Genomic DNA, 15,704 nt, shown 5'->3' on the forward strand with positions numbered 1-15,704 from the left:
GAATTGGTCGCCGATGCGGAAGGGTAACGAGGTGAAAGTTCCGTACGGGAGATATATCTCCTGTCTCGTCGTGTCGGCGATAGCGGGAACGCTGCTGCCGCAGGTCGCGTATGCGGCCCCGGCGTCGTCGGCGAATGACGACGGCAAGGGGATTGTCGACACCGTCAAGGGCTGGTTCTCGGACGACGACGACCAGGAGGCGGACAGGCCGCCGGTCGGCGGGAAGCTGGAGATACCCAGCCGCGAGAAGCTGCCGAAGGGCAAGAAGCTTCCGAAGGCCAAGCGGGTCAAGGAGCTGACGAACCGCCGTACGCCGCAGGCGCGGTTCTGGCAGCTGTCGGACGGCCGGGTCGAGGCGGAGCTGGCGGCCGTGCCGGTCTCGTACAAGTCCGGGAAGTCCTGGAAGCCGATCGACACGGCGCTGAGGCCGACGACGGCGAAGGGCTTCGACTTCGCCAACACGACGAACACGGGCCAGAGCTGGTTCGGTTCCGACGCCGAGAAGCTGCTGCGTTTCGGGGCGCCGAACGGCCGCTCGGTCACGATGGGTCTGAAGGGTGCCGGCACGTCGCTGAAGCCGCAGGCCAAGGGCGAGACCGTCACGTACAAGGACGCTGTTTCCGGCGCGGATCTGCAGTACGTGGTGGGCCGGGGGCAGGTCAAGGAGAACGTCGTCCTGGACGCGGCTCCGGCCGGCCCGGTGTCGTACACCTTCACGCTGAACACCGACGGCCTGACGCCGAAGGCCGGCAAGGACGGTTCGGTCGCGCTGTTCGGTGAGCTCCCGAACACTCCGGTGATGGTGATTCCGGCGCCGTACATGACGGACGCCAAGAAGGACGCGCTGTCGCCGACCGGTGGTACGTACTCCACCAAGGTCAGCCAGAAGCTCGCCCGCGACGGCAGGAACTGGAAGCTGACACTCACGCCGGACACCAAGTGGCTGGCGGCGAAGGAGCGTCAGTACCCGGTGGTGATCGACCCGACGATCACCATCGCGCCGTCGCCGACGGACTCGCAGGACACGATGGTCCTGTCCGACCAGCCGTCGGTGAACTTCAACACCACGTGGAAGCTCTCGGCCGGCAAGACGGACACGGGCATCGCCCGCTCGCTGATTCAGTTCCCGCTGAGTGAGATCCCGGCAGGCGTGAAGGTCGATGCCGCGCGGCTGTCGATGTACTACGACCAGGCGCACACCACCAACGCCAACGCCGTGACGATCGAGGCGCACCGGGCGACGGGTTCGTGGACCGAGGCGGGTGCGAACTGGTCCAACACCAGTGCGCTGGTGGGTGAGCTGTCCGGCACCACCGTCCAGCAGGACGACGGGGACACCGGTACGGCGGCGGTCGGCGAGTGGCCGGGAGGCACCACCACCGGTGGGGCCGCGACCAATGACGATTTCGCCTACAACAAGAACGCGCTGACGGGCGAGAAGTACACCTGGCAGCCGCAGGTCCCGGAGACCGACTCCTACCGGGTGGATGTGCACTACCCGGCGGCCTCCGACGCGGCCACGGCCGCGCCGTACACCGTCACGTACAACGGCGGCACGAAGAACTACACGGTCAACCAGACCGGGACGGGTGGGGTCTGGAAGACCCTGGACGCCGCCGAGTACAGCTTCGCCAAGGGCAACGCGGGCAAGATCGTGCTGGGTGACACCGGCAGTTCGACCACGCGCACCCTGGCGGACTCGATCCGGCTGGTGAACCCGGCCCAGATCGTGAAGCCCGTCGGCAAGTACAACCTGTGGCACGACTTCCCGGTCGCCGACACCGTCCAGAAGTGGGTGTCCGGTACCGCCCCGAACTACGGGTTCGTACTGAAGGCCACCGACGAGTCGGGCACCGCGCCGACCGGCGGCCCGCGCTACGAGGCGGGCGACGGCAACTCCTACGGCGGCGAGACCTCGACCATTCCGCGGCTGACCGTCACCTACGGGAAGGTCGGCACGGCGCTGAACTCCCCGACCGTGGTGCACGGCACGGGCCCGGAGCTGTCCTGGCCGGCGTACGTCAACACAGGTGGCGTGGCGAACGACGACATCGTCGAGTACCAGCTGCACCGTTCCACGCAGCAGGTCTTCACGCCGTCCGCGGCGACGCTCATCGCGCCGATCCCCTCGACCACGACCGCGTACACGGACACCACCGCGGTGCCGACCCCGGACTCCAGCTCGTCGGAGATCGGCAAGTCGTACTTCTACCAGCTGGCGGTCAAGACCAAGGGCGGTGAGCTGCTCGGGTCGCCGACCCGGGTGGTGGGCATCCCGAAGGCCGGCCGGACGATGAAGATCATCCAGTCCGGTCAGACGGACACGACGCTGTCCTCGCAGCAGCCGACCACCAACCAGAACGCGATCCAGTCCTTCGGCGTGGGCCAGACCTGGCTGAGCGTCGGCAACAACTCCACCACGTACGGCAAGACGCGTGCCGTGCTGAAGTTCCCCACCACCGGCATTCCCAGCACCGCGACGGTGCTGGAGAACAAGCTGTACATGTGGGGCGCGGAGACCACCAGCACCACCAATGGTGCGATCTACGAACTCCACGCGCTGACCCGGGACTTCACCGACACGACAGCGACCTGGAACAACGCGACGGCGACGACGGCGTGGACCACGCCGGGCGGCGACATGTCCGCCACCGTCTCGGACACCGTCCCGCAGATCACGGACGAGGTCGGGCGGCACTGGTGGGACGCCACCGGCCTGATGCAGTCCTGGGTCAAGACGCCCACGGGCAACAAGGGCGTGGCCGTCAAGCTGAAGGACGAGACGACCACCGGCCCGCAGGAGCGCACCCTGTTCCTGTCGTCGGAGGCTTCCGACCCGCAGCTGCGGCCGTACATGCAGGTCATCTACGTCGACTCCACCACGGAGGACACGTACTACGCGCCGCAGACGCCGGCGCGGATGACGCCGAACTCCACGTACACGGTGGACTTCACGGTCACGAACACGACCGCTTCGGCGTGGGCCGCGGGTGAGCGGCAGTTGTCGTACACCTGGAAGCTGCCCGACGGCACGGACATGACCAATGGCGGCAACCAGCTGTCGACGGCGATCCCTGCCCTGCTGCCGGGCAAGTCGGCCACGATCCAGGCGCAGGTCAAGACGCCCATCAACTCGGACAACGGCTCCAAGCGCACCGAGTACGTGTTGGGCTGGGACGTCCGCAAGATCTCGGACGGCAGCTGGCTGTCGGCCGGCACCCCCGCCATCCCGTCACTGAAGCAGAACGTGGCGGTCGAAGACCCGACCTCCAACAGCCTGGGGCTGGAGAAGTTCTACTCGTACACCGGCAAGAACACCGGCGCCGGCTCGAGTGTGATGAACAACCTCGCGTCCGGTAACAGCGTGTGGTCCTACAACGTGTTCACCAACCCGGGACGGGGCCTCAATACCTTCGCGCGGTTCGCGTACAACTCCCTCGACACATCGGACACGGTGTTGGGTGCGGGCTGGTCCGGCCAGGCCGCCGGTCCGATCCGTCTCGGGGCTCCGCTGGACTTCCACCCCAACCCCAACCCGACGGAGATCCGTCTCCCCGACGGCGACGGCACCACGCACATCTTCAGCAAGCAGCCCGACGGCAGCTGGAAGGCACCGGCAGGCGTCCACTACAAGGTCACGATGAAGTCCGGCCTGGACTGCAAGCCCTCCAAGGACCCGGTCCCGGACGCCTGGACGCTCACCCGCCCGGACGGCACCCGCTTCCTGTTCGGCTGCGACGGTTACATGACGTCTGCGATCGACAAGAACGGCAACACGCAGACGTTCACGTACGAGGAGCGCAAGTCCAACAACAAGCCGACCAAGTTCCTCAAGTACATCACCGACCCGGCCGGTCGCCAGTCGATGACCGTCACCTACTACAACAAGGGTGACGCGACCTACGACTACATCGATGCCACCGGCGCCAAGGTCACCGGCACCAACCTCACCAACTCCAAGATCTACGACCACGTGAAGTCCATGACGGACATCTCGGGCCGCAAGGTCTCCTTCTACTACACCGACAAGGGCCTGCTCGGGCAGTTCACCGACGGCGACGGCTCCGCCCAGCCCAAGGTGTTCAAGTTCACCTACGACGCCACCCAGGGCAACAAGAACGTCAAGCTGGTCAAGGCCACCGACCCGCGCGGCAAGGCCACCAGCCTGGCCTACTACGCCCCGCAGACCGGCGACGACCCGAAGTACCACTGGTGGACCAAGACGATCACAGACCGTCTGCAGGGCACGACGGGCTTCGCGTACGCCGTGAACGCGGGCAACACGAAGTTCAACGACACCACGGTGACGGACGCCGAGAATCACGCCTCGGTCTATGTGACCGACGACTTCTACCGTCCGGTGCAGACCACCAACGCCAAGTCGCAGACCACGAAGATGTCGTGGGACGCCGACAACAACGTCACCTATCTGGAGGAGGACAACGGCGCCAAGACCGCGTTCTGCTACGACCAGAAGACGGGCTACCCGCTCTGGCAGCGCACCGCGGAGTTCAACAAGGCCGGTGTCCCGCCGTCCTCGGACTGCGCCCCGGGCACGTACCCGGCCAACAGCCAGAAGTTCGAGTACCAGACCCGTCTGGACGGATTCTCGGCCGATCTTTACCGCAAGATCTCGCCGGAGGGCCGCACTTGGCAGTTCGGCTATGACACCTTCGGCAATCTGAAGACGGTCACCGATCCGAAGGGTGTCGCCACGGCGACGGCCGGGGACTACACCACGTCGTACGAGTACGACGCCTACGGTCAGCAGACCAAGTCCATCGACGCCAACGGCAACCCGACCACCAACAGTGGCTTCGGGCCGACCGGTTACCCGGCGACCATCACGGACTCGCTGAACAAGTCCTCGTCCTTTGTCTACGACGAGCGGGGCCAGGTCACCGAGGTCACCGACGCGCTGGGCAAGAAGACCACGCAGACCTACGACACCTTCGGGCGTCCGCTGGTCCAGACGGTGCCCAAGGACCAGGCGGCGGGCGTCCTCATCACGACGCCGGCGCCGGTGTATGACGCCAACGACAACATCACCACGTCAACGTCACCGAACGGCGCCGTGTCCACGGCGGTGTACGACGACGCGGACCAGATCTCCTCTGCGACCGCGCCGAAGGACACCACCACCTCGGACGAGCGCAAGTCGCTCTACACCTACGACAAGGTCGGCAACCTCAAGACGACGACCGAGCCGAAGGGTTCGCTGACCACGGCGGACGCGGCCGACTACCTCACCACCAACAACTACGACGCGATCTACCAGCTCACCTCCGTGGTGAACGCCGCGGGCGACAAGATCTCGTACGAGTTCGACAACGTCGGCAACGCCGTCACGGTCATCGACCCCAAGAAGAACGCGACCGCGGACACCACCGACTTCACGGCCAAGACTTCCTATGACCTGAACCACCGGGTCATATCGGTCACGGACGCGGCAGGGAAGTCGACGTCCCAGACCTACGACAAGGACTCGCTGGTCGTCTCCGCGACGGACGCCGAGCAGAACACCACGCTCATCACCTATGACGAGCGGGGCAAGCGGACCGAGGTCAAGGTCCCGTACGACGGCAACTCGCCGGTCACCTACCGGTCGACCAAGTACGAGTACGACCAGGTCGGCAACACCACCAAGGTGATCTCTCCGCGGGGTGTGGCGACCGCGGCGGCGGACGACTTCACCGCGCGCACCGAGTACGACGCGCTGAACCGTCCGGTCAAGCAGTTCCAGCCCTACGACCCGGCGGATGCCCGCTACAACAACCCGAACGTCTACACCCGCACGGACTATGACGCGTTGGGCAGGGTCGCCAAGACCTCCCTTCCGCCGTCCGAGGGCGAGACGGTCCGCAACGACACGTCCTTCGAGTACTTCGACAACGGCTGGACCAAGAAGTCGACGGACCCGTGGGACATTGCCAGCACCTACGAGTACAACGAGCTCGGTCTGCAGACCAGCCGCACCCTGACCTCGGCGGGTGGCTCCTCGGAGCGCACCATGTCGTGGACGTACTACCCCGACGGCAAGCTGAAGTCCAAGTCGGACGATGGCGTGCCTGCTGGCAAGTCCGTGGTCCTGGTGGACAACTCCGACACCCAGAACACCTCCTCCACGGGTACATGGGCGACGGGAGACATCACCGGGCAGCAGGGCTACAACCACCGCACGCACGCGGCGGGCAGTGGCACGGACGCTTTCACGTGGACGCTGAACATCCCCAAGGACGGCACGTACACCGCGTATGTGAAGTTCCCGAAGGTTACCGGCGCCGCCACCACGGCGAAGTACACCCTCAGCCATGGTGCGACGACAGAACCGTCGGTCACCAAGGACCAGAATGCGAACACCGGCACGTGGGTCAGCCTCGGCTCGTACAGCCTGACGCAGGGCGAGGACGCCAAGCTCAAGCTGGACCAGAACAGCGGCGGCATCGCGGTCGCGGACGGCGTGAAGCTGGTCCGGGACACCACGGGTGATGCGGCGGACACCGAGAAGCGGTCGTTCACGTACGCCTATGACGTCAACGGCAACATGACGTCGATCGACGACACCTCGTCCGGAGCGAAGATCGACGCCTACACGGTGACGTACACCGGCACCAACCAGGTTCAGAAGGTGACGGAGGCGCTGGCCGGCCAGGAGAAGAAGGCCACGTCGTACACGTACGACGCCAATAGTCAGCCGGATACGGTCAGCCACCCCGACCAGTACTCCAAGTACACCTACGACCTGCGCGAGCTCGTCAAGACGGTCTCGGTGGGCAAGTCGGCCACGGACGCCTCGCCGAAGGTCACGTCCTACACGTACACCGACCGCAGCCTGAAGCTGAAGGAGACCAAGGCCAACGGCAACACGGTCGACTACGGCTACTACCTCGACCAGTCCCTGAAGTCGTCCTCGGAGAAGAAGCCGAACGGCACGCTGGTCGCCTCGCACACCTACGCCTACGACCCGAACGGGAACAAGGCGCAGGACGTGGCGAAGAAGATGAACGCCGACGATCACGCGGCGTACCTCGACTCCACCACGGACTACACCTACGACCCGGTCAACCGCCTTTCCAAGTCGGTCAGGACGGGCTCCGCAGCGGGCACCGAGACGTATGTCCACGACGACAACGCCAACGTCATCAACCAGACGGTCAAGGGCACCACAACCGCCTTCAACTACGACCGCAACCGGCTGCTGACCGCCACGGTGTCGGGCTCCACCGCCAATTACACCTACGACCCCTACGGCCGCCAGGAGACGGTCACTGCCGGCGGCAAGGTCATCGAGCGAAGCGTCTACGACGGCTTCGACCACGTCGTGGAGTCCCAGAAGGCGGACGCCACGGGTGCGCTCAAGTCGACGAAGTACACCTTCGACCCGTTGGACCGCACCGCCACCAAGACGGCTGACGGCAAGACCACCGACTTCGAGTACCTGGGCCTGTCCGAAGAGGTCCTGGACGAGAAGGTCGCCGGTCAGCTGACCAAGTCGTACCAGTACAGCCCGTGGGGCGAGCGCCTGTCGCAGGTCAAGCACAACACCGACGGCACGACGGAGGACGGCTACTACGGCTACAACAGCCACACCGACGTCGAGACGCTGACCGACAAGAACGGCGACACCAAGGCCACCTACGGCTACACCGGCTACGGCAATGACGACAAGGATCAGTTCACCGGCATCGACAAGCCGGACGCGGGCGACCCCACCAAGGAGGCGTACAACCCCTACCGGTTCAACGCCAAGCGGTGGGACTCCAAGTCGGGCACGTACGACATGGGCTTCCGTGACTACAACCCGGGGCTGAACCGCTTCACCACCCGGGACATGTACAACGGGGCCCTCGCCGACATGAACCTCGGCAACGACCCGTACACCAGCAACCGCTATGCCTTCGCCGGCGGCAATCCGACGAGCATGGTCGAGCTCGACGGCCACATGCCGGCGCCGGATCCCGGTGGGACCTGCACCATCTGCAGTCGAGAGAACACCTTCCTGTACAACCCGTTCGACCTCTGCGCGGTGTGCAATTTCGGTCTCTACAACTCCGCCCACGACACCGCGACACTTCTGGTGGCCGGGTACTTGAGGTCTGAACAGCCCATGGGCGGCGGCGAGGTGACAATGGATCTCCAGCAGTCCGGTGGACTGAGGAATCCGCGTAACGCGATCAGCGGCGGCTCGAGCCAAAACCCAGGCGCGAACGTCGGATACGCGGACCTGATCTACTGGACTGACACCACCGTTTACATCTGGGACTCCAAGCATGCTGGAGGCTCGGCGGAACGAGGAGGGAAGAAGGACGTCGAGAACAAGGTAAAGGCACTCCAGAAGCAGCTGAAGGCGAATAACGACACCCGCAAGGTAAAAGCCGGATTCGCATTCCCGGCACAGGCCGGCGTGAACTGGAGGAAGGGCGCCGAGTGGGTAACGGCATGGCCGTCCGCCAGGTCGTCCTCGGTGATCGCGTACAACACACGGGAGATCGAGACGCGCCCCGCCCCTGAGCCGGAGCCGGCGAAGGAGCCCGCCAGCAGGCCGAGCTGGCTGACGGGTGCGCTGCTGATGGGAACCGGAGTCGTCGTCGGAGCGGTTGCCGCCGCGGACGATCTCACCGGTATCGGGGTCGCCGACGACCCCTTCCTATTCCCCCTGGCCGGGGGGCTGATTACGGGCGGAGCGGCTGCCTTCTAGCCGTTCGGCGGCGAAGCGGTCAATTCGCGTGAAATCGATGGCGTTGCCCGGGTGCCAAGCCCTCTTGAGGGGGCGCCCGGGCAACGCCCCGTTTGGGTAGGGTGAGCCTGCCACTATCGTGGCGATGCCCGGCGAAGTGATCTTGGATTGGGCATCCAGCCGAGACAGGAGTCCACGTTGGGTACGTCATTGAGAATGCGCCGGGTTTCTCCTGATGAGGTGGCGAAGGGCCCGGATTATCTGGAGAAGCAGTTCTCGAAGACCCTCAAGAATAGAACGTTCAAGAAGGAGTTGGATTCCGGGATCCTGTGCAACCTCGGTGAGGACTGGCAAATGGTCAACGTCCTCCTCACCGGTGAGGATTTTCCAGCCACCGGAGTCGAGTCGTTGCCTGTGCTCGGAGGCGAGCACATCGCGACTGGCGGGGAACAGGTCGACGTACTGCTCGTTCTGAAACCGGAGTTGGTCCGTGCGGCGGCTGATTATCTTCAAGGCATCGACCCCGGGGCCCAGGTACGTGAGAACAAGGGCAAGCTTCGGGTTGTCGGGGGAGCCCCGGACTGGATGATCGAGGCGCTGATGGGTCACCTCGAAGCCATGAAGAGGTTCTATCTGGAGGCTTCGGCGAGCGGTGGCGCAGTGGCCAAGCGCGTCTACAGCTGAACATCAGCAAATGGAACAGCCCCTGGGTTCGGGTCGTACTCCATCGCGAGGCTGTTCCCGGAGCCGGACTCCGGGCAGCGTCAGACAGGGCGAAAGATCTGCGCTGCCCCCTCGGGGGTGGTCGTCACCTCCGGAATACCTCCCCTCTTCGTTCGGTACGGCACCCCCGCAATGGCTATCTCATCCTTGAGCCGGGTTAGCGGAATGTGCTGGGTGCGGCCGTCGGCTGGTCCACCGACAAAAGTGATGAGGACCGATATGGCGCTCGGTTCAATTGAAGGCGTCTCCTTCACAGGTTTCGCATCGTCCGAAGAGGAGGGCCAGGATGGAGATGAGGCAGTGGGCGCGACTTCATCCGGTGCTGTGGCGCATCCCATGGCCGGTGTGAGCAGGGCGATGCAGACCACCGCCTTCAATGCCCATAGGTGCCGCACCCAGCCGGCAAGCCACGCGGGGCGACCAACTCGAGCATGCCGGGTCACGGACTGCTGCAAGTCCAGGACCCCACGGGACTCGGCGTCTCTGTCTTCTCCGTACGTCGCGTCAGTGATCATGCTTGTTCCAGCGCGTAGAACCCCGAATCCGTCACACCACAGGCGACTGGGCCGCCGGGGCCAAGAGTTCCGCGGCGGATGGTTCAAGGGTGAGTTCCGGACAGTCTGGTCCGGAAACTCCCGTGCTCGTAGTTCGCACGCGGAACTGTTGGGTAACCGGGGCCCGATTCCGCCTGGCCGGTCAGGCTCGGTAGTGACGCTTCTATGCTCCTGGGGGTGAGCCCAGTGGCAGATGAGACGCACACTGCGCTCGTCCTGAACGAGTGCGATCTGGCCGAGAGCGGATGCTCCTTGGTCGCTGTGCCGTTGCGGCAGGGGAAGGCGCTCGTCCCGCTGACCGATGCGGTCTGGGACTGCGTCGGTGATGCACTGGCGTCAGTGCATCCTGACGTGGCGGGCGAGCTCGGCTATTTCGTGGCCGCGGTCCTGCGGTGCGCCGGCTTCGGAACAGGGTTCGCAGGGAAAATCGCCATCCTCGAAGTGCAGGTGGACAGACAGTCCGCGATCGTCGCTTCGGACGGGGCTGTCTCGGGTTCGTTCGTGTGGGACCTCTCGGATGGGGACGGGCCTCTCGACGCGAGCGAAGGTCCGGTCAACTTGTCGCTTCGCGCCCTTGGGGTGGACCGTGGCGAGTCACGCGATGAGTGCTCTGCCATCGGGCTTGATTCCGCTCCATCCCGTAGGTCTTGGTGGTGAAGTCATGAGTCACCGCCTGCCGACCAGGTTCTCGTGTTGGAAGCACAAGGAGATACGGAGTCGGTGCTCGCCAATTACGAGTCCTTGCTCAGGTCCGTGCGGGGGGATCCCGGCGATCGGCGGATGTTCGAACCGTTTGGGATCCTCGGAGCGAATGACGAGAGCAAGCGCAAGGGCCTTGTGCAGTGGGGTTACTCCTTCATCGAGGAGGAGTGCTACTGGCTGGTCGACACCTCGCAGGAGCCGTCGACGTGGCCCGTGGTCGCGCGAGTGGATCCGCTGGAGCCTTTCCAGCGTTTCGACATGACCGCCTCGGAATTTGTTTACCGCGTGCTCACGGAGGCCGAGTTCTCCACATTCAGTGTCGCGGCGACGATCGAGACGCCCTATTACCGGACCTTCTGAGCCGCCGGGCATCGACCGAATTGGACTCCGACGCGCAGGCCCGCCAGAGTGTCTGGCGGGCCGTCCATTTGCGGTTCGGGGCGGCTCCTACGAAGCCTGCGTGGCCGGGGTGTCCTTGAGGGATGTGACGAAGGACGTCCAGGCGGGGGCCGTGAGGGTGAGGACCGGGCCGTGGGGGAGCTTGGAGTCGCGGACCGGGACGATGCCGGTGTGGGCGTCGCAGACCTCGACGCAGTCTCCGCCGTCGCCGTTGCTGTGGCTGCTCTTGCGCCAGTGGGCGGCGCCGGGGAAGGCCTCGGCGACCTCGACGCAGTCCCCTCCGCTGCCGTTGCTGTAGCTGCTCTTGCGCCAGACGGCCGTGCTCAAGTCAATCCCGTTGCTTGCCATTTCGGTCATCCTCAGCCGCTTGCTCGATCAGGGCGAGGGACGCCTCCGGCGGTAGTGCGGCGGCCCTGAGCAGATCGTACGACCTGCGGTACTCCTTCACGAGGGCCGGATCGTCGATGGTGTCCCCGCTGTGCAGCGCCTCTGTGTAGACCAGGGGCGGGGCGTCGGGAAAGGCCATGATCTTGGCCGTGCCCAGCATGAAGGGATGCGCCCCGCAGTTCCACGGAAGGATCTGGGGAACGATTCGGTGGCGCCGCGCCAGCGCCGCGATGTGCTCCAGCTGTTCCGCCGCCTGCTCCGGCGGAAGGATCGGCTGGCGCAGCAGCGACTCGGACAGGATCGCCCAGTACACAGGGGTCCTGTGGCTGTCCTCGAAGAGGCGGGCCCGCGCCAACCGGGCGCTGACCTTCTCCTCCACCTCGTCGTCGGGCGCCACTGGGTGCGTCGCCCGCACCACCGCCCGCGCGTACGCGTCCGTCTGCAACAGGCCCGGAATCAGGGTCGGACACCACTCCTCGATGGTCTCCGCGTGCTTCTCCGCCTCCAGTACGCGCTCGAAGTAGCTGGCGTGGCCTCGCCTCTTCGCCTTCCGTACGTCCTCGCAGCGCCGCTTGAAGAAGCCGTCCGTCCCCAGCGCCTTGTCCACGTGCTCGGCCAGTTCCGCCGGCATGCGGCGCTCGCCCCGTTCGATCTCGCTGAGGTGGCTGGGGCCGTAGAAACTGCCCTCGACCAGCTGCTGGAGGGTGAGCCCGGCCTCCTCCCGCTTCCAGCGCAACTCCTTGCCGTAGAAGGTGGGGACGCTTGCCGACCCGTCGATGTCCTTCCGCTGGCCCATCGTTCACCGCCCTTGGTGCCGTTACCGCCCGTGTTCGCCCGAGTCCCGGCGATTCCCGTGTCCGTACCAACTCCACGTCGCATACGCGCAGTTCAGGGTCGGGAGCCCGAACCTCTTTCACGGTACGCGGCACGGCGTCAGGGTGTGAGCAGTTCGTCACAGAGCGCACTGGAAGGTGTGACCCCCGTGCACGACCACCCGGACGTCCAGGACTGCGCCGAGGAGCTGCGGGCCGCCCTCGCCGCCCACGGCATCACGTTGCCGTCTCTCGGCGTCGACCTGCCGACCTTCGCCGCCCGCTACTCGACCCAGCCCCTCATCGCGCTGGGCAACTGCAACCTGCCCACCGCCCGCGCCCTGGTCGACGCCCTGCGCAAGGGAGTTGCGTGATGCGGCCACCGCTCACCCTGGAATTGCTCGCCACCTCGAAGGACGTGCCCGAGGTCCGCCGGGTCCTGCGTGCGTACATGGGCGGTCCCTGCGCCGACCTCCAGTTGTGCGCCAGCGAGCTGATCACGAACGTTGTCCGCCATCTCGGGGAGGGCGTACCCGTGACCGTCCGCGTGGTCTGTGAGCAGGGCCGTACCCGGCTGGAGGTCACCGACCCCGACCCCCGAGCCCTGCCCGTTCTGTGCAAGGCCGCAGACCATGACGAGACCGGCCGCGGCCTCGCCCTGCTCGACGCCCTGACCCTGCGGTGGGGTGTGGAACAGGGCCCCCGCAGCAAGACCGTGTGGTGTGAGGTGCAGAGCATTCATGACGGTTCGCGAGGAATGGTCGTCGGCGTGATCGGAGGCTGATCGCTGCTGTACAGTCCGCGCGCCCCGCCGTGACGTAAGGAAGAGATCCATGCGAAGTCGTTTCAGGTGCGCTGCACTGGTTCTGCCTCTCGCCTTCTCGCTGGCCGCTTGCGGCGCAGCGGAGGAGGACGGGCCGGTGGAGCCGGCCGGGGCCGAGAGCCCTGAGGCGACGCAGCCCTCCGAGGCGCCCGCGGCACCCGCGTCCCCGGAGGACTTCCTCGACCTCGCCGAGAAGGCGATGGCGGAGGAAGGCGCCTGGACGTTCTCCGTGAAGGGGCAGGAGGGGCTGACGCTCCAGGGCCGGAAGAGCGCCGCGACCTACCGGGCTACGGTCCGGCGCGGCATGGAGCCGGAGGCGCTGCACTCGCAGGGCGTCAGTACCGGCAGCAAGGGAACCACCAAGAACGAGGAGATCTACGTCGTCGACGGCACGGCACACCTCAAGGAGGGCAGCGCGCCTTGGAAGGCCGCGCCCACCTCCGACCCCGAGATGCAGAACAAGGTCGAGGACGCCGTCGCGGCCATCGAGGAGTTCCGGGAGTACGCGCAGGCCGCCGGTGACGAGATGACGCTGACCAAGACGGACGGCACGATCCAGCTCCGTGTCGGCAGCGACAAGCAGAAGCTGACCGCCGTCCGGGACCGGGCCTGGGTGAAGAAGGCGCAGCGGGAGTTCGATTCCACCGCCGAGCAGCTCCGGGACGCCGGAATCCCGGTGACCGACGCTCAGTTGACGCTGTCCGGGCTGGAGGAGGTGCTGGTCCTGGACGCCAAGACGTACCGGATCAAGAGCCACCGGTTCGAGTTCGGCTTCCTCGTCCCGTACGCCGGTGGCCGGGACATCACGTACGAGCAGGACGTACGGCAGGAGAACCAGGGCGCGTTCGACGGGAAGATCGAGCTCCCCGCGGGCGTCCGGTGACCTCCGCTGCGCAGGAGGTCCGAGACCAAGCCTTCTGGTACTGAGGCATCCACCGGACCCATGTGAGGCCGACCAGCGGAGAGGTGCGGAGCGATGCTTCTCATCGAGTTCGACCATGACTCCATGTGGGAGCCTTCGGAGCGGCAGGTCGCGGACCTGGGTTCCACGGTTGAGTGGAAGCTGCGCTACGTTCATTTCGAGGCGGATGTGACCCTCGCCGCGGACGGTTTCGACACGGAGAACTTTCGGGTCCCTGTTCTCGATTTCATGTACTGCCTCCTGCTGTCGGCGCGCGCAATTCGGGCGGGCGAAGACGGGCGTGTCACCTTCACGGAGTCCGACGTGGTGATCGACTTCGTACGCGACGGATCGGATCTGAAGATCCTGCGATCCTGGGACCCGGCACCGGGGCACTGTGGAACGGATGAATTCATTGCGGCTGTTTCCCGGTTCACGACCGACGCCCTGGAATTCATCACCGGTAAATACCCGGCCTTCTGCAAGAATCCAACCTTCCAGAAGCTGATGACCATGATGGGGCCCTCCGTCAGCAGCAACCACGGTCGGCTCGATGGTTCGTGATGAGCCGTCATCTTCGACGCGCCGCGATCTCGGCGTCTAGGGATTTGACCGAAATATCCGTCGGTTCGCATTCGGGCGTCGACCTGATATAAAACCAGCCATACTCCGCCGTGCCGATCCCGGCCGTCGCGTCTTGCCCATCACCCTGAAGGGTTACTTCGTGCTGCCCTCGTCCCGTACCTTCTCCGCCGCACTGGCTGCCACCGGCGCGATATTCCTGGCCACGGCCTGCGGGCACCAGGGCAAGGACGCCCCGGCCGCCGACGCTGCCGCGGCCACTGCCACCAGCGTGACGTCGGACGCGTCCGACTCTTCCGCCTCTCCCGGCGGTTCCGCCTCCGCGGCCGCCTCGGCGTCTGCTTCCCCGTCCACCTCCACCTCGGCCTCCGCCTCCGCGAAGCCGTCCGGCAGTGCCAAGCCGGCGCCCAGCGGCTCCCGCAGCGCGGCGGGCGGCGGTACGGGGACGGCTCAGGCCGCCCCGACGGCCCACGCCCCGAACTTCCCCGTATCGGTCTCCGTGGGCAACGCCACTCAGGTCATCACCGTGAAGGCGAGCGGCTCGTACGCCAAGGTGACGGCCTGGTCCAAGGGGGCGTCCGGCTGGAAGTCCGTCTTCTCCGACAGCGGCAGGGTCGGTTCGAACGGCCTTGTCAATGGGGCCACGCGCCGACAGGGCACCTACACCACGCCGTCGGGCACCTACACCATCACCGAGGGCTTCGGCGTCGAGTCCAGCGGCACGAGCATGCCGTACACCCGGGTCAACTCCAGCCACTGGTGGGTGGAGGACCCCGAGTCGAAGTTCTACAACCAGATGCACACCGCGGCCGGGGCCGACTTCCCGCTCACCGAGTCCGGCGACCGGGGCAGTGAGCACCTCATCAACTACCCGACCCAGTACGCCAAGGCTCTGGTCATCAACTTCAACCGCTGGCCGGCCACACCGGGTCGCGGAGCCGGGATCTTCCTGCACGTCAATGGCAAGGGGGCGACCGCGGGTTGCGTCTCGGTGCCGCGCGCCACGATGGACCGGATCATGGGCTGGATCAAGCCCGGCGCGCACCCGCGCATCGCCATCGGCTGACCCGTCGGCCGAAGAAGCCTGAATGTGTCCCGCTGTTCATCCCGCTCCTTTTCGCTGATCGGTTGCTCTGCGGAAGGG

General features: G+C 65.8%; 11 protein-coding genes. 9 read left to right on the forward strand and 2 right to left on the reverse strand.

Annotated features, from left to right (window positions below):
* Window positions 1–13: 13 nt before the first annotated feature.
* The 4 genes from ACI2LP_RS19465 (at window position 14) to ACI2LP_RS19480 (ending at window position 11,016) form a co-directional block, all read left to right on the forward strand.
* Window positions 14–8,698: a DNRLRE domain-containing protein gene (locus ACI2LP_RS19465; RefSeq protein ID WP_404725717.1), complete on the forward strand. Its 8,685-nt coding sequence runs from the start codon at window positions 14–16 to the stop codon at window positions 8,696–8,698.
* Between the two features lie 177 nt (window positions 8,699–8,875).
* Window positions 8,876–9,361, forward strand: a complete 486-nt coding sequence (locus tag ACI2LP_RS19470) for a DUF1877 family protein (protein ID WP_404725718.1) — start codon at window positions 8,876–8,878, stop codon at window positions 9,359–9,361.
* Window positions 9,362–10,140: 779 nt separating this feature from the next.
* Window positions 10,141–10,611 carry a hypothetical protein gene (locus ACI2LP_RS19475; RefSeq protein ID WP_404725719.1) on the forward strand — a complete coding sequence of 157 codons (471 nt, stop codon included), beginning with the start codon at window positions 10,141–10,143 and terminating at the stop codon, window positions 10,609–10,611.
* A gap of 63 nt (window positions 10,612–10,674) precedes the next feature.
* Complete coding sequence (locus tag ACI2LP_RS19480) at window positions 10,675–11,016, forward strand: hypothetical protein (protein ID WP_404725720.1); 342 nt, start codon at window positions 10,675–10,677, stop codon at window positions 11,014–11,016.
* 87 nt (window positions 11,017–11,103) lie between these two features.
* Here ACI2LP_RS19480 and ACI2LP_RS19485 read toward each other — a convergent pair whose 3' ends face one another.
* Window positions 11,104–11,403 (reverse strand): DUF397 domain-containing protein, encoded by a 300-nt coding sequence (locus ACI2LP_RS19485; protein ID WP_404725721.1) that lies wholly within the window; start codon window positions 11,401–11,403, stop codon window positions 11,104–11,106.
* The gene (locus ACI2LP_RS19490; RefSeq protein WP_404725722.1) at window positions 11,384–12,238 is read right to left on the reverse strand and encodes a helix-turn-helix domain-containing protein; all 855 of its coding nucleotides are present in this window, start codon (window positions 12,236–12,238) and stop codon (window positions 11,384–11,386) included. The genes ACI2LP_RS19485 and ACI2LP_RS19490 overlap by 20 nt, the downstream gene beginning before the upstream one ends.
* A 186-nt stretch (window positions 12,239–12,424) precedes the next feature.
* Here ACI2LP_RS19490 and ACI2LP_RS19495 point away from each other — a divergent pair, with 186 nt between their 5' ends.
* The 5 genes from ACI2LP_RS19495 (at window position 12,425) to ACI2LP_RS19515 (ending at window position 15,626) form a co-directional block, all read left to right on the forward strand.
* Window positions 12,425–12,628, forward strand: coding sequence for a hypothetical protein (locus ACI2LP_RS19495; RefSeq protein ID WP_404725723.1), 204 nt, complete (start codon window positions 12,425–12,427; stop codon window positions 12,626–12,628).
* Entirely contained in the window at window positions 12,628–13,038 is a 411-nt protein-coding gene (locus ACI2LP_RS19500; RefSeq protein ID WP_404725724.1) for an ATP-binding protein, read from the forward strand. The genes ACI2LP_RS19495 and ACI2LP_RS19500 overlap by 1 nt, the downstream gene beginning before the upstream one ends.
* A 49-nt stretch (window positions 13,039–13,087) precedes the next feature.
* Window positions 13,088–13,960 (forward strand): hypothetical protein, encoded by an 873-nt coding sequence (locus tag ACI2LP_RS19505; protein WP_404725725.1) that lies wholly within the window; start codon window positions 13,088–13,090, stop codon window positions 13,958–13,960.
* A 93-nt stretch (window positions 13,961–14,053) separates the two neighbouring features.
* Window positions 14,054–14,542: a hypothetical protein gene (locus tag ACI2LP_RS19510; RefSeq protein ID WP_404725726.1), complete on the forward strand. Its 489-nt coding sequence runs from the start codon at window positions 14,054–14,056 to the stop codon at window positions 14,540–14,542.
* 133 nt (window positions 14,543–14,675) lie between these two features.
* The gene (locus tag ACI2LP_RS19515) at window positions 14,676–15,626 is read left to right on the forward strand and encodes a L,D-transpeptidase (protein WP_404725727.1); all 951 of its coding nucleotides are present in this window, start codon (window positions 14,676–14,678) and stop codon (window positions 15,624–15,626) included.
* Window positions 15,627–15,704: the final 78 nt, after the last annotated feature.

The organism is Streptomyces sp. NPDC019890, assembly GCF_044903445.1.
In the GTDB taxonomy this organism is placed as follows: Bacteria; Actinomycetota; Actinomycetes; order Streptomycetales; family Streptomycetaceae; genus Streptomyces.

Bases quoted from the DNA above. Each gene is read 5' to 3' on its own strand.
- ACI2LP_RS19465 (WP_404725717.1), top strand. From the start codon at position 14: ATGCGGAAGGGTAACGAGGTGAAAGTTCCGTACGGGAGATATATCTCC.
- ACI2LP_RS19485 (WP_404725721.1), bottom strand. From the start codon at position 11,403: ATGGCAAGCAACGGGATTGACTTGAGCACGGCCGTCTGGCGCAAGAGC.
- ACI2LP_RS19490 (WP_404725722.1), bottom strand. From the start codon at position 12,238: ATGGGCCAGCGGAAGGACATCGACGGGTCGGCAAGCGTCCCCACCTTC.
- ACI2LP_RS19500 (WP_404725724.1), top strand. From the start codon at position 12,628: ATGCGGCCACCGCTCACCCTGGAATTGCTCGCCACCTCGAAGGACGTG.
- ACI2LP_RS19505 (WP_404725725.1), top strand. From the start codon at position 13,088: ATGCGAAGTCGTTTCAGGTGCGCTGCACTGGTTCTGCCTCTCGCCTTC.
- ACI2LP_RS19510 (WP_404725726.1), top strand. From the start codon at position 14,054: ATGCTTCTCATCGAGTTCGACCATGACTCCATGTGGGAGCCTTCGGAG.